General features: G+C 63.7%; 23 protein-coding genes. 9 read left to right on the top strand and 14 right to left on the bottom strand.

Going from position 1 to position 22,811, the window contains the following annotated elements:
- Positions 1–28: 28 nt before the first annotated feature.
- The gene (locus ASH00_RS00770; protein ID WP_082565811.1) at positions 29–721 is read left to right on the top strand and encodes a dTMP kinase; all 693 of its coding nucleotides are present in this window, start codon (positions 29–31) and stop codon (positions 719–721) included.
- Here ASH00_RS00770 and ASH00_RS00765 read toward each other — a convergent pair.
- Genes ASH00_RS00765 through pdhA form a run of 4 tightly spaced genes read right to left on the bottom strand, consistent with a single transcriptional unit; the run spans position 659 to position 5,361 of the window.
- Complete coding sequence (locus tag ASH00_RS00765; protein WP_056543686.1) at positions 659–1,522, bottom strand: MBL fold metallo-hydrolase; 864 nt, start codon at positions 1,520–1,522, stop codon at positions 659–661. The two genes, ASH00_RS00770 and ASH00_RS00765, sit on opposite strands and share 63 nt — an antisense overlap.
- Before the next feature lie 40 nt (positions 1,523–1,562).
- Complete coding sequence (locus tag ASH00_RS00760) at positions 1,563–3,122, bottom strand: dihydrolipoamide acetyltransferase family protein (protein ID WP_056543682.1); 1,560 nt, start codon at positions 3,120–3,122, stop codon at positions 1,563–1,565.
- Positions 3,119–4,192, bottom strand: a complete 1,074-nt coding sequence (locus tag ASH00_RS00755) for an alpha-ketoacid dehydrogenase subunit beta (protein WP_056543678.1) — start codon at positions 4,190–4,192, stop codon at positions 3,119–3,121. Before ASH00_RS00755 ends, ASH00_RS00760 begins: the two co-directional genes overlap by 4 nt.
- A gap of 2 nt (positions 4,193–4,194) precedes the next feature.
- A complete protein-coding gene (gene pdhA / locus ASH00_RS00750; protein WP_056543675.1) occupies positions 4,195–5,361 on the bottom strand; it encodes a pyruvate dehydrogenase (acetyl-transferring) E1 component subunit alpha in 1,167 nt (388 codons plus the stop codon).
- Between the two features lie 214 nt (positions 5,362–5,575).
- On the opposite strand from pdhA, the gene ASH00_RS00745 reads away from it, so the two are divergent.
- From ASH00_RS00745 to ASH00_RS00730, 4 genes are all read left to right on the top strand, one after another.
- Entirely contained in the window at positions 5,576–6,019 is a 444-nt protein-coding gene (locus tag ASH00_RS00745) for an Lrp/AsnC family transcriptional regulator (protein ID WP_056543672.1), read from the top strand.
- 231 nt (positions 6,020–6,250) lie between these two features.
- Positions 6,251–6,661 (top strand): hypothetical protein, encoded by a 411-nt coding sequence (locus ASH00_RS00740; RefSeq protein ID WP_056543669.1) that lies wholly within the window; start codon positions 6,251–6,253, stop codon positions 6,659–6,661.
- Between the two features lie 124 nt (positions 6,662–6,785).
- Complete coding sequence (locus ASH00_RS00735; RefSeq protein WP_157358952.1) at positions 6,786–7,244, top strand: hypothetical protein; 459 nt, start codon at positions 6,786–6,788, stop codon at positions 7,242–7,244.
- Positions 7,241–7,540, top strand: a complete 300-nt coding sequence (locus ASH00_RS00730; protein ID WP_056543663.1) for a transcriptional regulator — start codon at positions 7,241–7,243, stop codon at positions 7,538–7,540. Before ASH00_RS00735 ends, ASH00_RS00730 begins: the two co-directional genes overlap by 4 nt.
- A gap of 101 nt (positions 7,541–7,641) precedes the next feature.
- Here the strand turns inward: ASH00_RS00730 and ASH00_RS00725 are convergent, their stop codons facing one another.
- Positions 7,642–8,160, bottom strand: coding sequence for a hypothetical protein (locus ASH00_RS00725; RefSeq protein ID WP_235563099.1), 519 nt, complete (start codon positions 8,158–8,160; stop codon positions 7,642–7,644).
- A gap of 94 nt (positions 8,161–8,254) precedes the next feature.
- Positions 8,255–8,785, bottom strand: coding sequence for a GNAT family N-acetyltransferase (locus ASH00_RS00720; RefSeq protein WP_056543657.1), 531 nt, complete (start codon positions 8,783–8,785; stop codon positions 8,255–8,257).
- Between the two features lie 143 nt (positions 8,786–8,928).
- Between ASH00_RS00720 and ASH00_RS00715 the strand changes: the two genes are divergently transcribed.
- Together ASH00_RS00715 and ASH00_RS00710 are read left to right on the top strand one after the other, a co-directional pair.
- Positions 8,929–9,633 (top strand): class I SAM-dependent methyltransferase, encoded by a 705-nt coding sequence (locus tag ASH00_RS00715; protein WP_056543654.1) that lies wholly within the window; start codon positions 8,929–8,931, stop codon positions 9,631–9,633.
- An 8-nt stretch (positions 9,634–9,641) separates the two neighbouring features.
- The gene (locus tag ASH00_RS00710; RefSeq protein ID WP_056543651.1) at positions 9,642–10,619 is read left to right on the top strand and encodes a reductase; all 978 of its coding nucleotides are present in this window, start codon (positions 9,642–9,644) and stop codon (positions 10,617–10,619) included.
- 251 nt (positions 10,620–10,870) lie between these two features.
- Here the strand turns inward: ASH00_RS00710 and ASH00_RS00705 are convergent, their stop codons facing one another.
- The 8 genes from ASH00_RS00705 to pulA all read right to left on the bottom strand — a co-directional run bounded on the left by ASH00_RS00705 (position 10,871) and on the right by pulA (position 19,387).
- A complete protein-coding gene (locus tag ASH00_RS00705) occupies positions 10,871–11,467 on the bottom strand; it encodes a nitroreductase family protein (protein WP_056543648.1) in 597 nt (198 codons plus the stop codon).
- Between the two features lie 68 nt (positions 11,468–11,535).
- Entirely contained in the window at positions 11,536–12,315 is a 780-nt protein-coding gene (locus ASH00_RS00700) for an enoyl-CoA hydratase/isomerase family protein (RefSeq protein WP_056543645.1), read from the bottom strand.
- Between the two features lie 27 nt (positions 12,316–12,342).
- Positions 12,343–13,503, bottom strand: coding sequence for a 1,2-phenylacetyl-CoA epoxidase subunit PaaE (gene paaE, locus ASH00_RS00695; protein ID WP_056543642.1), 1,161 nt, complete (start codon positions 13,501–13,503; stop codon positions 12,343–12,345).
- Positions 13,503–14,000 (bottom strand): 1,2-phenylacetyl-CoA epoxidase subunit PaaD, encoded by a 498-nt coding sequence (gene paaD / locus ASH00_RS00690; RefSeq protein ID WP_157358950.1) that lies wholly within the window; start codon positions 13,998–14,000, stop codon positions 13,503–13,505. Before paaD ends, paaE begins: the two co-directional genes overlap by 1 nt.
- The gene (gene paaC, locus ASH00_RS00685) at positions 13,994–14,818 is read right to left on the bottom strand and encodes a 1,2-phenylacetyl-CoA epoxidase subunit PaaC (RefSeq protein WP_056543638.1); all 825 of its coding nucleotides are present in this window, start codon (positions 14,816–14,818) and stop codon (positions 13,994–13,996) included. Before paaC ends, paaD begins: the two co-directional genes overlap by 7 nt.
- The gene (gene paaB, locus ASH00_RS00680) at positions 14,815–15,168 is read right to left on the bottom strand and encodes a 1,2-phenylacetyl-CoA epoxidase subunit PaaB (RefSeq protein WP_056543633.1); all 354 of its coding nucleotides are present in this window, start codon (positions 15,166–15,168) and stop codon (positions 14,815–14,817) included. Before paaB ends, paaC begins: the two co-directional genes overlap by 4 nt.
- Positions 15,169–16,146 carry a 1,2-phenylacetyl-CoA epoxidase subunit PaaA gene (paaA, locus tag ASH00_RS00675; RefSeq protein ID WP_056546424.1) on the bottom strand — a complete coding sequence of 326 codons (978 nt, stop codon included), beginning with the start codon at positions 16,144–16,146 and terminating at the stop codon, positions 15,169–15,171. It lies immediately after the preceding gene.
- A 172-nt stretch (positions 16,147–16,318) separates the two neighbouring features.
- Positions 16,319–19,387 (bottom strand): pullulanase-type alpha-1,6-glucosidase, encoded by a 3,069-nt coding sequence (pulA, locus tag ASH00_RS00670; protein ID WP_056543631.1) that lies wholly within the window; start codon positions 19,385–19,387, stop codon positions 16,319–16,321.
- 146 nt (positions 19,388–19,533) lie between these two features.
- Here pulA and ASH00_RS00665 point away from each other — a divergent pair, with 146 nt between their 5' ends.
- Entirely contained in the window at positions 19,534–20,565 is a 1,032-nt protein-coding gene (locus ASH00_RS00665) for a LacI family DNA-binding transcriptional regulator (RefSeq protein ID WP_056543628.1), read from the top strand.
- 49 nt (positions 20,566–20,614) lie between these two features.
- A complete protein-coding gene (locus ASH00_RS00660; protein ID WP_056543626.1) occupies positions 20,615–22,783 on the top strand; it encodes a S9 family peptidase in 2,169 nt (722 codons plus the stop codon).
- Positions 22,784–22,811 lie beyond the last annotated feature (28 nt).

Here is a 22,811-nt window from a genome sequence, read left to right as displayed (position 1 = left end):
ACAGAGAGTACACCCGCGAAAGGTGAAAATGACCCGGTTCCCAAGGAATCCACAGGTTCTCCGCGTGGTCCTGCTGGGGATCGACGGAGCGGGCAAAACAACGGCCGCGCGGTCAGTTGTTCACAAGCTCCGGGAGGCCGGCATCGAGGCGGCGCTGTTTCGCAATCCCGGCGGCCGGCGAACCCTCGACCGCTGGGCGTCACGGCACTCGCACACCGCTCAATCCCTGCTAGGAAGCCGCTTACTGGATGCAGTCGAGAGTTCCCTCCGCGTGCTTGCCGTGCTGCGCTCCACGCTGCAGGCACGACGACGGCGGGGTGTCGTTCTCTTTGACCGCCACCTGCAGTGCCAGCTGGCCTTGCGACGGGTGCGGGGCCTTCCCGCCGGCCGGCTGCTGCCCTGGTTACTGCGCGTGCTGCCGCAGCCCGATCTTGTGGTTTACCTCGGCGTTGACCCGAACACGGCGCAGGCCCGCATTGCGTCCCGGAATACCGACCAGGAAACCCTTGAATTCCTCACTGCGCTGGACGCTTCCTACCGGCAGCTGCCCGGGTTCGAGGACTACGCCCTCGTGGATGCGAACGGGACCGCGGCAGAGATTACCAAGGGGCTCGCAAAGCACATCGAGGCACGGCTGGTCATGCCTGGTCCGCCGCCGTCAGCTGCTGCCCTGGCGCTCCAGCCACTTCCAGTGCGCGAGGGTGCGCAGGCGGGTCAGTAGCGCCCGCGACTGCTCCGGGCCGTATGGGAGAATCGGGATGGCCTTGGTCATGTCCACCGAGGCTTCATCCATAGCTACCTTGGTGACCCGGACCGCGCTGCGCATCTTGTTCAGCTGCGTGGCCACAAAGTCGACGTCCACCGGCGCACCGTGACCGGGAACAAAGACGTCATACAGGTCATCGAGCGCCGTAATCTTGCCCAGCGTGCGGATCCACTCCGCCGGGAAGGAATCCTCAAAACCGGGATCCGCGCCCTCCTCGACCAGATCACCGGTGAACAACACGTTGCCGGCGCCAACCAAAAGGTCGTTGTCCGTATGACCGAAGCCCAGGTGAAACAGGGTGACCGAGATACCGCCGAGGTCCAGATCCACCGGCGATCCGGAAACGTGCCTGTTGGCCGGGTGGATAGCCGTGTGATCACCGCGGTTCTCGACCATCGCCGGCTCCGTCTTGCCAACTTCCGCACGCTGTTCCTCGCCGCTCTCGCGAATGACGGCGGCGCACCGGTCGGTTGCCCAGAAGTCCTCAGTGCCGTGGGCCGCAAAATAGGCGTTGCCGAACACATGGTCGAAGTGCGAATGGGTGTTGACCACGCACAGCGGCAGGTCAGTCAGCGCACGCACGGCGTCGAAGATCCGGGCCGCTTGTTCGGGCCCGGCCCCGGTGTCTATCACCAGTGCCCGGTCCGTTCCCACCACCAGTCCGGTGTTCAGGCCGAAGGGATCGGTACGAAGCATCCACACGCGGTCTCCCAACTGGGTCCAGGGGTGGGACTGTTCGTCTTCTCGCTCGGACATGGGTTCCTCTCTGGTGGCGGCTGTCCGCTAAGCCTAATCGTCAGAGATCAGCGAGGACGCCGCCCGGGTTCTCTATAGCGTCGGCAACGTAACGCAGGAAGCCTCCGGCAACACCGCCGTCGCACACCCGATGGTCAAAGGTCAGCGTCAACTCGGTCACCTTGCGGACGGCGAGCTCGCCGTTGACGACCCACGGCCGGTCAATGATCCGTCCCAGCCCGAGGATCGCGGCCTCCGGGTGATTGATGATCGCTGCACTGCCGTCCACGCCGAACACACCGTAGTTGTTCAGCGTGAACGTACCTGAGGTGAGTTCCGCGGGTGTCGCTTTGCCTTCGCGTGCGACGGCGGCAAGACGCCGGATCTCCGCATCCAGTTCCCGTGCGCTCATCCGGTCGGCCCGCTGAACCGCGGGAACCAGAAGCCCGCGGTCGGTCTGCGCGGCGATACCGAGGTTCACGCCGTCAAACTTCAGGATCTCCGAGCTGCCGTCCTCACGCTCGACGATGCGCGTATTCAGTTCCGGGTACCGGGCGAGCCCGGCCAGTGCGAACCGTGCGACAAATGCCAGCAGGCCGGGCGTTGCATCCGGCTGCCTGCGCTTGAGCCCAGTGCGCAGGTCAAGCAGCGCGGTGGCATCGACGTCCACCCAGACCGTTGCTTCCGGGATCTCGCGCCGACTGCGGGTCATAGCCTCGACTACCGCCTTGCGGACACCCCGGACGGGGATGCGCTCGGCGATCCGCAGCCCGCTGCGGCGATCCTGGCCCACTTCCCCAGCGGTGCTTTGATCGCTGCTACTGCTGGGTAGGGTCTCCTGCTTTTCACCGGACGTTCCGGCGGAAGCCTGCAAAGCGCGCTCGACGTCGCGGCGCAGGACCATGCCGTCCACGCCCGTACCCTCGACCGAGGACAATGTGAGACCGGCGTCCCGCGCAAGCTTGCGGACCAGCGGCGAGATGCACAGCACTGCACGCTGCTCGGACGCTGCCACGGGTGCTTCCTGCGTCAGCGTTGCCGGCGCTTGCGCGGTCTCCGGCGCTTCCGCGCTCTCCGGTGCCTCGGCTGCCGAAGCGGAAGTTGAGACCGCGGCTGAACCGGCATCGCCCCTGCGCCGCCGCGTCCGGCCTCCGGTACCGGTGCCCGGCGTGCCGTAACCGATCAGGACATTGCCGGATCCCTCACCGGCCTCGGCACCTGATTCACCTGCGTCCGGCGCTGCGGCGACCTCAGCGTCGGTGGGCACGCTGACCCCGGCTCGTTCCTCCTCGCGATACGCCTCCGCGTCAGGATTGCCCGCGGAAGCAGCTGTGGTAGCCACTGCCTCGGGCGCAGCGCCGTCGGGCCGTACGGAGATCAGGGGCGCACCGACGTTGATGGTGGTCCCGGCTTCGCCATGCAACTGAGCGACGACCCCGGCAAACGGAGAAGGAACCTCCACCATGGATTTTGCCGTCTCCACTTCGGCCACCGGCTGGTCGACGGAGACCGTGTCCCCCTCGGCCACGAGCCAGTTCACCAGTTCGGCTTCGGTCAGGCCCTCACCGAGGTCAGGCAGCAGGAACACCTTCACCGAGGGGCTCGTTGTCATGGCGCTCATGCGTCCTCCCACTGCAGTTCATCCACGGTGTCGAGGATCCGGTCAACGCTCGGCAGGAAGAAGTGCTCGAGCTTGGGTGCGGGGTACGGAATGTCGAACCCGGTCACGCGCCGCACGGGGGCAGCCAGCGAGTTGAAGCAGCGCTCCTGCACACGGGCAACGATCTCCGCGGCGACCGAGGCGAACCCCGGTGCTTCCGCAATGACGACGGCGCGCCCAGTCCTTCGCACGCTGGCGGTGACGGTCTCGTCGTCGAATGGTACGAGCGAGCGCACGTCGATCACCTCAAGGCTGCGCCCTTCAGCGGCAGCCGCTTCAGCGGCGGCCAGCGCCGTCGGCACGGAGGGTCCGTAGGCAATAAGGGTGGCGTCGGTTCCGGAGCGGGCAACCACGGCGCGGCCCACCGTTGAACCGGCGGTGGCGGCGTCGTCGGCTTCCTTGCGAAGTTCATCCAGGTCGAGTGTCTCCTTGGTCCAGTAGAGCTTTTTCGGCTCAAGGAAGACCACGGGATCGGGGAAGCGGATGGCGTCGCGGAGCATCAGGTAGGCATCGCGCACGGTGGCGGGGGCCAGAACGGTCAGCCCGGGCGTGTGCACGTAGTAGGACTCCGAGGAGTCGCAGTGGTGCTCCACTCCCCCAATACCGCCGGCGTACGGAATGCGCATAACCAGCGGCAGCTTCACCTTGCCCTTGGTCCTGTTGGGCATTTTCGCGACGTGGCTGACCACCTGCTCGAAGGCGGGGTAGGCGAAGGCGTCGAACTGCATTTCGACGACGGGGATCATCCCGTTCATCGCCATGCCGACCGCCATGCCCATGATGCCGGACTCCGCCAGGGGCGTGTCGAAGCAGCGTTCCTCACCGAAGCGGGCGGTGAGTCCATCCGTGATCCGGAAGACGCCGCCGAGCGGGCCGACGTCTTCGCCGAAGATGATGACGGAGGGATCAGCCTCCATGGCGTCGGCCAAGGCTGTGTTCAGCGCCTTGGCGAAGGTAAGCGGCTGGAGCCCTGTCTTCGTGGTTCCGGCTGCCTTTTCGGCCGAACCGGATCGAACTGCGGTGTCAGTCATGGCTAGGCACCTTCCCGTGAGAGCTCGTCGGCCAGGAGCGCGGCCTGTTCGCGCAGCTGGCTCGTCTTCTCGGTGTAGACGTACTCGAAAAGGTCTGCCGGGTTGATCTCCGGCTCGGAGTTGAGCCCGTCCCGCAGGGTGCTGGCCGTCTCTTCGGCCGCTCCGGCGATGCGCTGTTCCTCCTCTGCAGTGAGCAGGTTGAGGTTTCCCAGGTAGGTGCGCATACGGGTGATCGGATCTTTCGGTACCCACTCGTCGACGTCGGACTGGGCCCGGTACCGCGACGGATCGTCAGCGTTGGTGTGCGCCTGCATGCGGTAGGTGTGGGCTTCGACGAGGGCCGGGCCACCGCCGTCGCGCGCTCGATCAACTGCCTTGCCCAGCACGGACAGCATGGCCGCGAGGTCATTGCCGTCCACGCGTTCGCCGGGCATGCCGTAGCCGATCGCCTTGTGCGCCAGCGACGGCGCAACGGTCTGGTGCTTCAGCGGAACGGAGATGGCGTATTCGTTGTTCTGAACCAGGAAGACCACCGGCACGTGGAACACGGCTGCGAAGTTCAGGGCCTCGTGGAAGTCGCCTTCACTGGTGGCGCCGTCACCACACAGCGCAAGCACCACGGTGTTTTCACCGCGCAGCTTGGCCGCGTGGGCCACGCCGACGGCGTGGAGCAGCTGGGTAGCCAGCGGCGTTGCCTGGGTGGCGGTCTTGTACTCGTAGGGGTCGTACCCGGAATGCCAGTCGCCCCTCAGGAGGGTCAGGACGCCAAGGGGATCCACGCCGCGGGTGATGACAGCGACAGTGTCGCGGTAGGTCGGGAAGAGCCAGTCATCCTTTTCGAGCACGACGGCGGCAGCCACCTGGCAGGCTTCCTGCCCGTGCGATGAGGGGTAGACGGCCATCCGGCCCTGCCGGACCAGCGCGTTGGCCTGATCGTTGATGCGGCGGCCGACGACCAGCTTCTCGTAGGCACTGAGGAGAGCTTCGCCGTCGGGCAGGGGGTAACGGTCATTGTGAATGTGCTCGCCGCTGGGGCCCACGAGCTGGACCGGCTGGGCGGACGGGAGCATGTATTCCTCCGCCGTAGGGCCCTGGTCACTGCTGCGGCCGGTGGGCTTCATTGACTCGCCGAACTGGTTGTTGGCGGAGTTGCCGGTTGAAATGGTCATACTGCCTCCCTCAGCCGTTCCACTGTGAGGGACGGCTTCGCTGCCTTGGCATCCCCGGCGCATGGCTGAGGAACTGTATCTGTTGCTCAATTATGCGTTTGCCGCCCGATTCGTATCCACAACCGGGCAATATCGTGGAAGAATAGCCATCCTAAGGTTGATTCTGCAGACATATCGGCAGTGTGAGCTAGATAACTAACAAGGGTGTAGACAGATGGCGGAACAGCCGCTCGATGAAGTGGACCGGAAGATCCTCGCCGAGCTCACCCGCGATGGACGGCTCTCAGTCACGGCAGTGGCCGAGAACGTGCATATCTCCCGGGCGCACGCGTACTCCCGGATTGCGCGGTTGACGGAAAGCGGCGTGCTGACGAAGTTCACTGCACTGATCGATCCGATCAAAGCAGGGCTTCGGTCTTCGGCCTATGTGACGCTGAAGGTGCGTCAACATTCGTGGCGGGAGCTGAGGGAGCAGCTGCGTGCCATCCCGGAGGTGCATCACATTGCGCTGGTGGGAGGCGATTTCGACGTCATCCTGCTGGTTCGTGCTGAAGACAATGTGGATCTTCGACGGGTTATTTTCGATCAACTCCAGTCCATGCCCGGTGTGCTGGATACCCAGACCTTCCTGGTGTTTGAGGACATGGATACGCGCTAGGCGTCTTGCCTGTGGAAGCGGGATGCGCTTATAACAAAGCACGCATCGGGCTCCCTCACCGGGCATCTTTGCGGGCGGGTCTTACGGGATTCAGCAACTGCACCGAACACGTGGCTTCTCTCTGCGAAGGAGACGCGTCCGGAGGGACCCGGTGAAGGTTCGGCTTACGGCACTGAACGACCGGCTTGCGGACGGTCGTCGACTCGACCGACTCCTGAATAATGGTGCGGTATGGGGAAGAAATGGCTGATCGCAGTCCTGGTAGGAGTACCACTGGTCTTCGTAGCAGGGATAATCTATTTGTTTCTGCACCCTCAACTCACCCTCACGCTCGAGGACGTGATGGAAGCCGAGTACACAGGGAAAGATGTAACTACCGAGGTCACAGAGATCACTGACTTAGCATGCGGTGCCGAGGTTGGCTGCGTTGAGGCATACAGCACTGCTGAAGCGAACTACTACCGTTTTCGAACGCGTGCCGCGGCCACAGAGTACAACTCGACCCTTACCGACAGCTTTAGTGTGAACTACTTCGTCATGGACTTCGCAGGCAAGGACGCTTCTGTGAACGACCAGCTTTTCGCTATGCATCAACTGGCAGGTACATGGAATGACTACGAGGGTGACTTCCCGGTCCGCTAGTCAGCCCGAGTCATACCCGTTGCGTCCCTATGGGTTACACCATCACAGCTTTGTGAAGTGAAGATTTGGCCACACCGGAACTTGACACTTGCACAACTGGAAAATTCTTGGCATGCTTTCCGTTATGGAAAATACCCATGATGCCCTGCACGACGTTGAGCGGGCCGCTGCCGCCCCGTTCGTGAATGAGCCGGTAAGTCAGTGGTGGTACCCACTACTGATGGCGAGTTTCTTCACCGCTATGGCGGCGGGCCCTCTGCTTATCAGCCAGGGACGCGGAGCAGCCGGGATGGGTCTGCAAGCCGTGGCCATCATCGCCGTAGGCGCGTTCTATGTCGCTCATCGGGCCAAATCGGGTACGTCACCAAGAATGAGGTCGGCTCCCGACGAAATCAAGCGGGCCTATCGCTGGCTCTGCCTGGCATTTGGTGGATCAATGGCGGTCAGCGTGGTCGTGTGGATGCTCCTCGGGTGGCAGGGTGGGCTTAGTGTCATCTTCGTCATGACACTGGCCATCACCTGGGCGTATGAGCGGATCCTGTATCCCCGCGCTGTTCAGCAGGTCCGAGACCGACTGGCATGAGCTCACCCCTAACCGATTTAGATGCGGTCATTCATGCTCCTAAGCGGCTGGCCGCAATGGCTATTCTCGCTGCCAGCAGTGGCACTGACTTTGCCTTCCTGCGTGAGCACCTCCAACTCTCGGACTCCGACTTGTCCAAGCAGATGTCAGCGCTGCGAGCCGCAGGCTACGTCAAGGTCAGCAAATCCGGACGCGGGCACGGAAGCACGACGACCTACACGATCACGCGAGCCGGCAGTGCTGCATATCGTCGACACCGCCAGGCGCTTGAGGCCCTATTGCACGGAGAGCACTAAGGCCACGGGCCACGATTCGCGCTTCGCGGCCTGCGCAGCCGAGCGTGCCCGTAAAAGGATCAAAGTGAACCTGTCTCGTATGATCCGAATGAGAATCGCCTTTATCCGTTCTCCGGCAGTACGAACGCGAGCCGCTGCTCAGGGGCCCACAGATACGTGTCATCGCAGCGATAACCCCTCAGCCAAGGCTGCCCGTCCAAAACCCGGAGGTAAAACCCTTTGGGGTATTCCACGTCCTCACTGACGGGTTCGGACGCGATGTGAATCGCTCCGGTCGGTGCGCGACCTGCGGAAAGGACTGAGTCTGATGCGTTTGACTGGTCCATCAGCGCCAACCGGAGGTAAGGGCCGGTCACTATAGGGCAGAGTTCCAGACCCTGCGTCCTTGCACGGGCGAAGACCTGGGACTGAACTGCACCTTCCTCCAGGCCGAGCTGCTCCACGGTTCGCTCCACGATTCGTAGCGTTTGACTCACTGGTTCATCGAACGCTGGGTGGGCGAGCAGGGTCTCTGCGTGGACATTGAGGTGCACGCCTACATCCCGCAGTGACTGGACGACTTCGATCCGCGACTGCCCGCCTACCCGAACCACGAAACCCTCAAGCTTTGCTGTACTCATCACTAAGCGATTCTCCATTAATTGCAGCTGGAAACGTTGCGCCTTGACTCAGACTGCTATTTGGCACGATGAGGGATCCTCGATCGGGTCGCCGTTACTGCGTTAGTAGTTCAGGCCATCCACGGAGTGATCGCCACATGGCGACACGGGGCCAGGCATCCAGCCCAGCAGAGGCTTCGTGTTGCCGAATCTCGCGCAGGCCAGGGGTGAGCCGGCTTGGCGGGACGATTTCGAAGCCGAGGCGAGCGTAGTAGGGCGCGTTCCACGGAACATCGACGAAAGTGGTAAGCGTCAGCGCCGAGTACCCCTGCTGTTTCGCCCATCCTGCCGCCGTCTCGATGAGCTGGCGGCCCTTTCCCTGACCCGCGTGGGCTGGATGTACCGAGACTTGCTTGATGTGCGCAGAGTCGTCGACGACATCCAGGAGAAGGTAGGCAATGGGGCTGCCGAGCTCATCAGTGTCAACCCATGCTCTACCCGCACTCTGATACCGGAGTAGCTCGGGGATCGGCATGGTGACACCATCAGCAACAAAAGCCATGCCTTCGCTACGAAACATAGCATCAGCAGCTCGCTCAATATCGGACAACGATTCGACGTCGTCCACCTGCGCAAGTCGGATCATGCACCCATTGAACCAAACAGTGAACCGGGAGCTTCCGCCTGCGGAGGGATCATCTGCAACTTCTTGATGCGGACTGGGCGACCGGGTAGCTAGGATCGATCCGACCGTACCAACCGTGAACGTTCTCCCGGCAGCGAGGATCCATGAAAGCCGACCTCTACGACAGTTTCGCCGACAGCTATGCGGCGGAGAACGAGTCCAGCCTTCTCAACGCCTACTACGAGCGGCCGGCAATGATTGGTCTCGCCGGCGACGTCGACGGTCACCGGGTCCTTGACGCCGGGTGCGGCTCCGGGCCACTGTCCGCAGCGCTAAGCGCGAAGGGCGCCATCATGACCGGCTTCGATTCCAGTCCGGCGATGCTCGAACTGGCACGACAGCGATTAGGCGCCACCGCGGACCTGTACGAAGCCGATCTCAGCAAGCCGCTTCCTTTCGCCGATGCTTCCTTCGACGACGTTGTCTCGTCCTTGGTTCTGCACTATCTGGAGGACTGGGCGGCCCCTCTTGCGGAACTGAGGCGGGTGCTGAAGCCGGGCGGCCGTTTGATCCTGTCCGTCAACCACCCCACGGTCAGCGTGATCACCCAACCAACCGAGGACTACTTCGCCATCCGGCAGTACTCGGAGGACTACGAGTTCAATGGCGAGCCCGCGGTCCTGACCTTCTGGCACCGACCACTCCACGCGATGATCAACGCCTTCACAACGGCGGGATACCGCATAGCCACCGTGAGCGAGCCAGAGCCAGCCCCAGACACCCCGCGCGAACTCCTTCCGCCGCGCATCCTCAACGGCGAAAAGACAGCGTTCTTGTCCTTCATCTTCTTCGTCCTCGAGGCTGGCTGATCGGCCAAATGCGTAACGTCCTGATGCTCGGGGGAACTGCCTGGCTCGGGTTCCAAATTGCCGAGCAATTACTGGCCCGCGGCGACGCGGTCACGTGCCTTGCGCGCGGTGAGTCCGGCCGAGCACCTGCCGGGGCCGCCTTTGTCCAGTGCGATCGACGATCACCGGATGCGTACGGGGCGGTAGCTAATCAGACCTGGGACGAAGTCATAGAGCTGTCCTACGAGCCCTTTCTGGTGCAGGGTGCACTCGACGCCCTTGCCGACAGAGCGAAACACTGGACCCTGGTCTCCTCGGTCTCTGTCTACGCTACGAACACCGACGCGGGTGCTGACGAGTCCGCACCTCTGCTCGAGCCGGTGGACCTGGAGGACTATGGGCAAGCGAAAGTCGCCGCGGAGCAGGTCTCGCAGGAAGCGCTGAATGAGCGGCTTCTCATTATCCGGCCAGGATTGATTGCCGGTCCGGGGGACGGCAGCGACAGATTCGGGTACTGGGCCGGACGCTTTGCCCTCGCAGGAGAAGGCCCGGTGCTCTCACCGATCGCTGATGATCGAGTGGTACAGGTGATTGATATCGAGGACATCGCGATTTTTATAGCTCAGGCAGGCAGGAGCGGCATCACCGGGGTCATCAACGCCACCGGCAATCAGCATGCTCTCGCGGATGTGCTCGCGCTTTGTGCGGATGTTGCCGGCTTTACCGGTGAGCTGGTGCGCGCTTCTGATGGATGGCTCATTGACCACGATGTCCGGTTCTGGGCCGGTCCCCGCTCACTGCCGCTCTGGGTTCCCCAAGCAGACAGCGCATTTGCCCAGCGGGACAACAGTGCCTTCCATGCTGCAGGCGGCGAGTTGAGGCCTCTTCGGCAAACGGTGCAACGAACTCTGGAAGCCGAACGAAACCTCGGTCTTGACCGTGAACGCAGGTCCGGTTTGAGCCGATCCGAAGAGCTTGAGTTGTTGGAACAGCTTCGCCGTGGGTAGCCCAAGGTCAAAAAAGCGGATTCCGGAGTAGTCACTGCGCCGAGGAAAGTGGTGACCGGACGTCCGCCGTACTGGAGGTGACATCCCGTTCTGAATGTCACCATCCCCCATGAGGCCCCCCGGCAGACTGCTCCGGCCACCTGTCCCAGTAAATGCCACGAAAAGACAAATGTCGGCTCTTCACCGCAGATTACGCAGTATTGAGTTCAAACCGTTGCATAACTGGTTGCTTTAGCGTATCGAATTCGCGCTCAGTCGCGGACCAGAACCAGTTCGTCCAGCGACAAGCGCGTGCGCGGAGCCGTCTCACGCTCAGCAAGCGCATCAACCAGCTTTTCTGCCTCATCCACAACTCCGACGGCCGTCACGGTGACCGGCTTCAGATTGTCCGCCAGATCAAATGCCGCGGTGATCTGGTCCCAGTCGACGCCCGCCATCTGGTGGGTGTGAAGGCCCTCATGATGTGCCTGAACCGAGAGGTGTGCCACCGATTGCCCCAGGTCATACTCTGCCCACTGCCGCGGCTCGCCTTCGACTGTGGAGGTCTCCGCAATAGCTACAATCAGCGCTGACGAGTTTCCTGCCCACGCGGCGTTGAATCCCATGAGTGCCTTGACAATCGCATCGAACGTGGTGCTCCCGCGGCGGCCCACAACGAAGCGGCGGGGCTGGCTGTTCGCCGCAGACGGCGCCCAGCGTGCTGCTTCAAGCAGCGCAGCGAGCTGCTCGTCCGTGAGGGTGGCTGTAGGGTCAAACGAACGCGGGCTCCAGCGCTCGTCGAGCAGTGGAACCAGCGGAACACTGGTCTCTGCGTTGCGGACGGTGGAATCAAGTGTTGTCGAGGTCATGCTTGCGACAACCAGTTGGATTCTGGCGAGATTCCAGAATCGGCTGTGACATAGGACTCCTGCCGCCATCACCCCTTGAAAATGGGCGCCCTTTTCTCCTGGAATGCCCGGAATCCTTCGGCGTAGTCCGGGCTGCTGCAGAGCTCGCCCTGGACGGTGTTCTCGTCAGCAACCGACTCCCACAAGCCAAGCCTCCGGTCACGAATAGATGCGACCAGTTCCTTCGACGCGCGGAATGCACCCGTAGCGCCCTCGGCAACCCGCTCCACCGTGGACCTCGTTGACGGCAACAGCTCCTCCGCCGGAAAAGCCCTACTGAAGAGTCCAGAAGCGACGGCGTCTGCCCCCCTCATCAAATCGGCTGTATAAATGAGGTCGAGCGTGCGGTGCGCGCCGAGCCGTTCAGTGAACAGCCAATGCCCGCCCGAGTCCAGCGTTGCACCCAGTTTGGCGAACGGGGACCCGATCTTCGCTGAGTCGGCAACGTACACCACGTCCGTTGCAATCAGCAATCCAAGACCGACTCCAAGGCAGGCGCCGTGTGCGGCGGCGAACGTAGGAGCGGGAAAGGCCGCCATCTTCTTGAGCAGCGGGGTGACCAGCCCGTCCAGGTAGGCAACGGCGTCGTCGGTTTCCGGGGCTACCTGCGAAATATCGCGCCCGGCGCAGAAAGCCCTTCCTTCGCCCCGCAGCAGCAGCGCGCGGACCCGGCCTTCCGCGGCAGCGGAAGCAGCGTCGTCGTACGCTTTTGATAACTCGGCGAGCGCTTCCTCGTTGAGGGAGTTCAGCTTCTCGGGCGCGTTCAGGACTATCTCGACGACGTTGCCGTCAATGGTCAGGTCGATCAAGCGACCGCTCCTCTTCTGTGATGGGGGTCAGGCGTCGTAGTCGACGGTGACTTCGGGGCTGGTTGGCCTCGACTGGCACGTCAGCACGTAGCCGTTCGCCAGTTCGTCCGGCTCCAGCGCGTAGTTCTCCTCCATGTCCACGGTTCCGCTGACCACCTTGGCGCGGCAGGTGCCGCAGACTCCCCCGGCGCACGCGAACGGCACATCAGGTCGGACGCGAAGCGCCGCGTTGAGGATGGACTCGCGTGCGTGGGTCGGGCTGGAGACTGTGCCCTGCAAACCATCAAGGTTGAAGTTGATGGAGTAGGAATCGGCGTTGCCGTCGTCCTTCACCGGCCGGCCGATCTGGCCCTCGGGTTTGGTCGGCTCGCCGGTGGTGAACAGCTCGAAACGTATCTTCTCCGGGGCGACACCGCGCTCGGCGAGGGTGTCGCGGCACAGTTGGACGAGTTCGAAGGGACCGCACAGGAACCATTCGTCCACCTCTTCGGTGCGGATGACGCTGGTCAGCATGGTCTGCAGCTTTTCGGCGTCGATCCGCCCGCTCAATAGCGGGGAAATGCGCTGTTCGCGGGAAAGAACATGGTGTAGCGCGAACCGCGCGGGGTACCGGTCCTTCAGGTCCGCGAGTTCCTCGAGGAACATGACGTCCATCGCGGCCTTGTTGGCGTAGATGAGGTCGAACCGGGTTGCAGGGTTGGCGGCGAGCACCGAGCGCGCAATGGCGATGACCGGCGTGATCCCCGAGCCGGCGGCGACCGCTACGAAGGAGTGCTCGGTGGTGGTGTCAATGCTCTCGGGATCGTTCAGCCCCGCCATGGGATGCTTCGAGATGAACTGGCCCATGGGGCTCATGACGTCCAGCTTGTCGCCGGCTTTGAGGAACTCGTTCGCCCAGGTGGAGAAGGTGCCGCCGAGATCCTTCTTGATGGCGACGCGGATCTCCCCCGGCTGCGGCTCGGCACAGATGGAGTAGCTGCGCCGTACTTCCTTTGGTTCGCCGTCGATATCCAGCGTGGTTCGCAGGGCCACATACTGCCCGGGCACGTAGTCAAACCGTCCGGCCAGTTCCTCCGGAACGGCAAAGGTCACCTCGATAGCGTCCTCGGTCAGCCGGCGCACCTCCGCGACCGTCAGTTCATGGAAAGCGGTCCGCCGCTTGGTGGACGGCGCTAGTTTCACTGCCATTAGTGGACCTTGAAGTAGTCGAAGGGCTCCCGGCAGTCCTGGCAGACGTAGAGCGCCTTGCAGGAGGTGGAGCCGAAACGGGTGAGCTCACGGGTGTTCAGTGACGAGCACTGCGGGCACTTGACGCTCAGGCCCACGCTGACTTTGCCTGCGGCGGCCTTCCCCGTGGGCGGCGCAATGCCGTACTCCTCGAGCTTCGCCTTGCCTGCTGCACTCATCCAATCGGTGGTCCAAGCCGGCGACAGCACGAGGTTGACCCGCACGTTGCTGTGGCCCTGCTCTGCAAGGGCCGTGATGATGTCGTCGCGGATGGCGTCCATGGCCGGGCACCCCGAGTAGGTGGGGGTAATGGTGACGGTGATGGCGCCGTCATCATCGATGTTCACCGCGCGAAGAACACCAAGATCCTCAATGGTGAGCACAGGAATCTCAGGGTCGGCCACCGTCGCGGCGATCTCCCAGACAGTCTGCTCAAGGGTAAGCATTGTGGTCACCATGTCGCTCCCGGGTGTTCGCGGGCCAGAACCTGCATTTCGGCGAGGATGTACCCGAGGTGTTCGCTGTGGTGCCCGTTGCGTCCGCCGCCCACGGCGAACGGGACAGCAGGCACCTCAAGCTCGGCTTCGGCGAAGAGAGACTCGATGTCGGTATCGAAGGCCGGGCGGAGGTCGGAAGGACGCACCGCGACGCCGTCGAGGCCGGTCACAAGCTCATCATCCTCGAAGAGCTCGCCCACATACGGCCACGTGAGGAGAATTCCCTCGATGATGCGGCGGCGCGATTCCTCCGTGCCCAGCGCCAGGCGCAGCACCCACTGGCGGGCGTGATCCCGGTGGTAATCGACTTCCTTGACTGCCTTGGCCGCGATGGCAGCCAACGTGGCGTCGCCGGAATTCATCAACCGGGCGTAAAGGGTGAACTGGTACTGGGAAATCACGAGCTGCCGCGCAATGGTCCGCGCGAAATCGCCATTGGGCTGCTCCACGAGGTGGCACGAGCGGAACTCGTCCTCACCACGGAAATACGCGAGATCATCCTCCGTCTTGCCCCAGGCGTGCCCGGCGTAGGCGAGGAACGAGCGCGCATGCCCAATCTGGTCCAGCGCAATATTGCCCAGCGCCACGTCCTCCTCGAGCTCCGGTGCGCGGGAAATCCACCAGCCCAGACGCTGCGCAAGAATCAGGGCGTCATCGCCCAGGCGCAGCGCGTACTCCCCCACGGCTTCGCTGGGTTTGACGTCCGACGCCGCAATGTCCTCCGGCCGGAGCGCGTTACCCGGAGTGATGCGCGTGGCGCTCGCATTCGACTCGCTCACAGGTGCTTCACCCCTTCGCTCTTGGTGTAGTACGTGGCATGCCGGTAGTCCTTGCCCTGCGGCGACTCGAAGAACTGCCCCTTGGCGTCCGGATCGCTGGAAATGATTGACGACGCCGGTACTACCCATAGGCTCACACCCTCGTTGCGCCTGGTGTACAGATCGCGGGCGTTGCGGACGGCCATGTCAGCATCAGGGGCGTGCAGCGAGCCCGCATGCACGTGGCTGAGACCGCGTGAGGACCGGACGAATACTTCCCACAGCGGCCACGGTTCGGCCGCCGGATGACCCGGCTGCTCCGCGCTGGGAGCCTTGGAGCCGTCGTCGCCCGTTGTTGATCCGCCGACCATTTATGCCGCCTCTTTCATTTCAGAACGCTTCGCGGCTTGCTTTGCAGCGTAAGCCGCTGCGGCCTCACGGACCCAGGCGCCGTCGTCGTGCGCTTCGCGACGCCGCTCGAGGCGCTGGGCGTTGCATGGTCCCCGGCCGGCGAGGACTTCCTTGAACTCGTTCCAGTCCAGTGGCCCGTGCTCCCACCGCTGAGTTGCCTCGTTGTAATTGATCTGGTCATCCGGGAGGGTCAGGCCGAGGGTCTTGATCTGCTCAACGATCATGCCCACAAAGCGCGAGCGCAGTTCATCGTTGGAGAACCGCTTGATGTTCCAGGCCATGGACTGCTGGGAGTTCGGTGAATCCTCATCCGGCGGACCGAACATCATGAGGCTCGGCGCGTACCAGCGGTTCACGGCGTCCTGGGCCATCTTCTTTTGCGCTTCGGTTCCGGTGGCGAGTTCCAGCAGGATCTCGAAGCCCTGGCGTTGGTGGAAGGATTCTTCCTTACAGATGCGGACCATGGCACGCCCGTAAGGACCGTACGACGCACGGCAGAGCGGCACCTGATTGGCGATAGCAGCGCCGTCGACCAGCCAGCCGATGGCACCCATGTCAGCCCAGGTGCGCGCGGGGTAGTTGAAGATGCTGGAGTAGCGGGCCTTGCCGGCAATGAGGTCAGCCATCATCGAATCGCGAGTTGTTCCGAGAGTCTCCGCGGCTGAGTACAGGTACAGACCGTGTCCGGCTTCATCCTGGACCTTGGCCATCAGAATCGCCTTGCGCTTCAGGCTCGGTGCACGCGTGATCCAGTTGGCCTCCGGCTGCATGCCGATGATCTCGGAGTGCGCGTGCTGGGAGATCTGCCGGGTGAGGGTCTTGCGGTAAGCCCCGGGCATCCAGTCACGGGGCTCGATGCGGGAGTCCTCGGCGATCAGCCTGTCGAACTGTTCCTGCTCCGCGGTCAGGTCCTGCGGAGTGTCAGTCGCGGTTGTCATGATGGTCACCTCACTGTGCGAGGCCGGCCCAAGTGCCAGCCCGAAATAATTACCGACCGTTCGTTCAGGATATCGGCGAGGTGAGTTCAGAGTCAACACCGGTGCGGTCCCGGGACGCACGAAGGGCCGGAACAGCACGCTCTGCTGTTCCGGCCCTTTCCCTGCCTGGTTGCTACTTCGCCTCGAACACCGCCACCGTGAGCGGCGGGACGGTGAAGCTGCCCGTCGCGGGGTCGAAGGACGCAGCCTTCACCACATCATCCGAGCCGCTGCTCTGGACCGGATGCAGCCCGAAGGACTGCCCTTCCGCCCCCGGAACCGTCTGGGTTGCGGCAGTGTCAGACGCATTGAAAACGACGACGATGCCGGTCCGCTCGCTATCCACGTCCGGTCCGGTGGTGTCGTCAATGTGCATCACGATCACGCCCGGAGTCTGGCCAGGGCCACCGGTGGGGAACGACACCTTCTGCTGAACCAGCTCGGCCGCACCCAGGTGGAACAGCGGTGTGCTCGTGCGGATTTCGAGGAGGGACAGAGCCTGCTCGCGAGCCGTTGCGATGTCCGCCGGCGCGGGCTTGAGCGCGGGATCCGCCAGCAGCGGCTTCATGAATTCGTACTTGTCCGCGTTGTCCGCACGCGGCGGCAGTCCACGGGCGAAGCCGTTGTCCGTGCCGGTGTGGTCCAGGAGGTTGAACCAGTCACCGGAGTCATAGCTGTTGCGATCCAGCGACTTGCTGCGCAGGGCCTCTCCCCCGGCATGCCAGAAGGAAATGCCCTGACCGAAGGCCGTAGTGCTGAGCGAGAGGGTTTGGAACCGGATGCGGTCGGCCATCGATGTACCGGGCGCCAGCTTGAAGGCGAGGCTGTCGAACAGGGTCTCGTTGTCGTGGGCCTCGACGTAGGTGATCGCTTCCTGCGGATCGGCGGTGTAGCCCGCGGGGCTGCCGTTGTAGTCGACGTCGGCGCCGGTTACCTCCGCGCCGGTGCGATCGATGAAGGTGTAGTCCCGCAGGTTTCCGGTCAACCCCACCTTGATCTGGTCCTGGCTGAGCAGCAGGCGTTCCCGCTGCTCCTCTGGCGTGCCATTGATCTCCGCGCCGTTGGGCTGGGTCCAGAGACCGGAGCCGAAGCCCTGCACGCGGGGGTCCTCGTCGAACGGCCCGCCACCGCGCACGGCGTCGCGAAGCCTGTCATTGAAGGTGCCGATGCCCGTGCCCGCCATGTTCAGCTGGGTGGCCTGCTCGAACCGCGCGTTGTTGGCCACCTCGCCGAAATTCCAGCCTTCGCCGTAGACATAGATGCTTTTGCCGTCGACGCCGTCTTTCTTCAGCGTCAGCTCATCGAGCGCCGCGCGAACGTCGAGCATGTTCTGCTTGCTGTGGTGACCCATCAGGTCAAACCGGAAGCCGTCCAGCTTGTAGGTGCGCGCGAGGGTCACAATGGAGTCCACCATGAGCTTGCCCATCATGGCGTTCTCAGTTGCCGTATTTGGGCAGCAGGTCGAGGTCTCGACGGCGCCGCTGGTCGGGTTCAACCGGTGGTAATACCCGGGCACGATCCGGTCCAGGTTGTTGGTCGAGGTTTGGCCGGCGCCGGCGGTGTGGTTGTAGACCACGTCCTGGATCACCCTCAGGCCCGTAGTGTTCAGGCCCGCCACCATGTCGCGGAATTCGCGGATGCGGGTGGAGTCCTCAGGGTTGGTGGAGTAGGAGCCTTCCGGTGTCGTGTAATGCAGCGGGTCATAGCCCCAGTTGAAGCCGTCTTTGCCTGCGACGGCGGAGACACAGGCCTGCTGTTCCTCGCTGTCAGGAGCGAAGCTTTCCAGATCGCACTGCGGCTCAGTCTGGACGTCGCGGCGCTCCTCAATGGTTCCGATGTCATTCACCGGCAGGAGATGCACGGCATTCAGCCCGGCATCCGCCAGGTCTGCCAGCCGCTTCATTCCATTACTGTCCGGTTCGGCGAAGGCTGCGTACGTGCCGCGGCGCTCCGCAGGGACCGTGGTGTCGGAGATTGAGAAGTCCCGGACGTGCAGTTCATACAGTGAGAGGTCTTCGGGCTGCGCAAGGGCGGGCTTCTCCAGCGACTTCCAGCCGGACGGCGCAAGTGCCGGGTCCGCCAGGTTCACGATCAGGCTGCGCTCCGAATTGGTGGAGAGGCCCACACTGTAGGGATCGGTGACGAGGTTGCGTTCCACGGCCCCCGTCTCCGGCACATAGACCTCCACTTCGTAGAGGTAATAAGCGTCTTTCCAGTCCTTCTCACCGAGAAGCGACCACACGCCGTCGTGCCCTTCTTTCAGGGGAACTGTGGCCAGGGCCTCGCCGCCGGACCCCTCGCGGTACACGTGGAGGCTCACCTGGCGGGCTGTCGGCGCCCACAGGTCGAAGCGCGGGCGCGGGCCCTTCCAGCTCAGACCGAGTGTGCGCTTGAGGGCTTTCGGGTAGAGGGCGTCCAGTACCCGGGGAACCTGCACCCCGGTGGCCTGCAGGACCGTTCCGTCGGCACCGACCTGCACAGCAAGCAGCTCGCCCTTGAGCAGGTCCTTTGCCTGGCGCGCAGCCTTCTTCGGAAGGGCCAGAGTGTCGAAGGATGCCAGGTGCGGAGACGTGGCGGCCAGCTCGGCGCCGAGCGAGTCGGAACTGAATTGCAGGTCAACGTACTCCCCCTGAGGGACCGCGCCGTCAACCACTTCCAGCCCGCCGTCCGGCGCATAGTAGAGGCGGTAAGAGGAGCCCTCCGGGGCGTCCGCAAGGTCCCACGCCAGGACGCCGGGCGCAAGCCAGTGGGCTGCGGCGCCGGAGACCAGCGAGGCCGGAACATCACTGGTAATCACATGGGTGCTGTGGTTGTAGGTGAAGGTGATCTGCCCTCCCTGGGACGTCAAGGCGATATCGGCGCCTCCTGCCGCGCCGCCGTCGCCGTAGTTCTCGGCCCAGGTGCCATTGAGTGCCGTTTTGTAAGCGTAATCCCCCGCGGGGACGTCAAAGGTGGCGCTGTAGATGCCGGGCGAGCCTTCGACTTCGTTCAGTGCCGTCGCCGTGCACTCGGGCTGCCAGTCGCCGGGGCAGCCGAGCTCGGACTGCAGCGAGCCCACGAGGGTGACGGACGCCGGCAGAGCGCTGTGATCGGCGAGCGCCGGAACAGGCACGAGACTGACGAGCAGCGGTACGGCAAGGACACCGGCGGCCAGCCCGGCTGCGCGCCGTCGGCCGGGATGAACGGATGGTGGGATGGGCATGGATCCTCCTCGACGCGCTCCAGTGCACGTCCGATCTTGGTAGTAGGCGCTTCTCACCCTAGGAAGGCGTCGCTGTCCGGTCAATAGCTTGCTGAAACTTTCATGAAACTTTTCAGTGGTCCGTGTCAGCCGGATACGATGGAACAGTGACCCTTCCTCCCCAGACAGAAAAGCCCCGGCTGGAGGATGTAGCACGCCACGCCGGGGTGAGCGTGCCTACGGTTTCGCGGGTGCTCAACGGGCGGAGCGGAGCCTCGAGAGAGACTCGTCAGGCAGTACTGACGGCCATGGATGACCTCGGTTATGAGCGGCCCGACCGCCTGTCCGGCAGGGCCAAGGGGCAAATCGGCATTGTGGTGCCTGACCTGGTCAACCCGATTTTTCCTGCTTTCGCCGGAGCGATCAGCGCTCTGGTTGCTCCCAATGACTACATTCCCGCACTCTGCACACTGCCGGGCGGCGGCGTTCCCGAGGACGAGTATGTGTCCCTCCTCCTGGATCAGGGCGCACGCGGCCTGATCTTCGTGTGCGCCGCCCATGCGGACGGCCGTGCAAGCGTTGAGCGGTATCAACGGCTGCGTGCGCGCGGCATCCCCTTTGTGCTGGTCAATGGAACACGGCCGGAGATTGATGCCCCGGCCATCGCGAATGACGATTCCATCGCCGTCCAGACCGCCGTCCGTCACCTTGCCTCGCTTGGGCACCGGCACATCGGTTTCGCCACAGGCCCGGAACACTTCATCCCCAGTCGCCGGAAGGCGGAAGGATTCCGCGTCGGCCTGGAACAGCACCTCGACCAGATCGATCCCGCCGAACACAAGGCCGTCACCATGTTCAGCATCGAGGGCGGCCACAGCGCCGCCGTCGAGCTTCTGGACTCCGGCCACACCGGCATTGTCTGCGCCTCCGACGTCATGGCCCTCGGCGCCATCCGCGCCGCACGCTCGCGGGGGCTCCGCGTGCCGGAGGACGTGTCCGTTGTCGGGTTCGATGACTCACCCCTGATGGCCTTCACCGACCCGCCGTTGACCACGCTGCGGCAACCCGTCTCAGCGATGGCCGAAGCCGCCGTCCAGGCGTTGCTCACGGAACTCTCCGGCGAACGCAGCAGTCGCACCGAGGTTCTGTTCGAGTCGGACCTGATTGTCCGGGGATCCACCACGGCCGCTCCCGGCTGAGTTGCGGCGCCCCTCTGGCAGGACGGCATCCCTCTGGCAGGATGGAGCCATGACTCTCACCCCTCCCGTTGCCAAGAAAGTCCCCACCGAACGCACCCACCACGGGGACACCGTGATTGACCCTTACGAGTGGATGCGCGCCAAGGACAACCCCGAGGTCATCGGGCATCTCAAGGACGAGAACGCCTACACCGAGGCAGTCACCGCGGGGCAGGAACAGCTCCGCCAGGACATCTTCAGCGAGATCAAGAACCGCACGCAGGAAACCGATCTGTCCGTTCCCGCCCGCAAAAAGGACTGGTGGTACTACTCCCGTACCGAAGAGGGAAAGCAGTACAGCATCCACTGCCGGGTACGGGCATCGGATACCGGGGATGTCGCCCGCGACTGGACGCCGCCTGAGGTGGTCGCCGGCCGGCCCGTCGAAGGCGAACAGGTCCTCCTTGACAGCAACGCGGAGGCGGAGGGAAAGCCCTTCTTCTCACTCGGTGGCCTCACCGTCAGCGAGGACGGGAACCTGCTGGCCTTCAGCGTGGACAACGCCGGGGATGAGCGTTTCACCCTGCGCATCAAGGACCTGTCGACGGGTCAGCTCCTGCCCGACGAGATCCCCAACATCTTCTACGGCCTGGCGTTCTCACCGGACGGATCCCAGGTGTTCTACACCGTCGTCGATGACAGCTGGCGCCCCTACCAGGTGAAATCGCACCGGCTCGGCACCGCCGTCGGGCAGGACGAGCTGGTGTACCAGGAAGACGACGTCGCCATGTGGACGGGCTTCGACCTCTCCGCGGACCGCACCCAGCTGCTCATCGGCATCGGCTGCTCCGAGTACAGCGAGTACCGGGTGCTGGACCTTGAGAATCAGGAGGCCGGTCTCACCACGCTGATTCCGCGTTCGGATCGCGTCCTCTACGAGCCGGAGCCGCTGCGGATCGAGGGCCGCCTGCACTACCTGCTCACCCACGACCGCGGCGCGAAGAACTCGATGGTCAGCCTCGTGGACGCGGAGCAGTTCCAGCGCCCGCTTGCCGAGCAGGAGTGGTTGCCGGTGATCACGCACGACGACGCAGTCCGTGTCCACGGTGCCACCGTCACCGCCACGCACGTCCTGGTTTCGGTCCGCAAGGACACCACCATGCGCGTGCAGATCCTGCCGCGGGAAGGCCTCGGCACGCCAGCACAGCCGGCACCGCTCGAGCCTGCCTTCGACGAGGCCCTATACACCTGCAACCTGGCCGGCGCCGAGTTTGAATCCCCGGTGATCCGGCTTTCCTACGCCTCCTACTTCACTCCGCCGCGTGTCTACGACTACCTGCTCGACGGCGGTGCACTCATACTGCGTAAGGAGACGGAGGTGCGCGGCGGATACCGCTCCGAGGACTACGTCGCCGAACGCCAGTGGGCGACGGCGGCGGACGGCACGCAGATCCCGCTCTCCGTCCTTCGGCGCCGGGATCTGCAGCAGGACGGAAGCAACCCCGCCGTTGTCTACGCCTACGGCAGCTATGAAATCAGCATGGATCCGGCTTTTTCTATCTCGCGCCTGTCGCTGCTGGACCGCGGAGTGATCTTCGTCGTCGCACATATCCGTGGTGGCGGAGAGATGGGGCGCACCTGGTATGAGAAGGGGAAGAAGCTCGAGAAGAAGAACACCTTCACGGACTTCGTCGATGCCACCACGCACCTGGCCGGCTCCGGTTGGGTGGACCCGAGCAGGATTGCCGCTATCGGCGGCTCCGCCGGCGGGCTCCTGATGGGCGCCGTCGCCAACCTGGCTCCCGAGAAGTACCGCGCCATTGTGGCGCAGGTGCCGTTTGTGGACGCCCTGACCACCATTCTGGACCCGGAGCTTCCACTCTCGGCCCTGGAATGGGAGGAATGGGGCAACCCCATCACGGACCCCGAGGTCTACCGGTACATGAAGGAATACACCCCGTACGAGAACATCCGCGCGGCCGAGTACCCGCGGATCGCTGCAGTGACGAGCTTCAATGACACCCGCGTGCTGTACGTGGAGCCTGCCAAATGGGTGGCGAGGTTGCGCGAGGAAACCACCGGCAATGAACCGATTGTCCTCAAGACCGAGATGGACGGCGGCCACGGCGGCGCGAGCGGGCGGTACGAACAATGGAAGGACGTTGCCTGGGATTACGCGTTTGTCGCTGACGCGTTGGGTGCCACCCGGGTGCTTTCAGGAGCGAGCGCCACAGGATAGGCTCCCGAATTCCCAGCGCTGCTGCGAT

It is taken from the genome of Arthrobacter sp. Soil782 (assembly GCF_001428435.1).
In the GTDB taxonomy this organism is placed as follows: domain Bacteria; phylum Actinomycetota; class Actinomycetes; order Actinomycetales; family Micrococcaceae; genus Arthrobacter_D; species Arthrobacter_D parietis.
The sequence above is the reverse complement of the archived record's forward strand: the minus strand, read 5'-3'. Positions and strand labels throughout refer to the sequence as shown.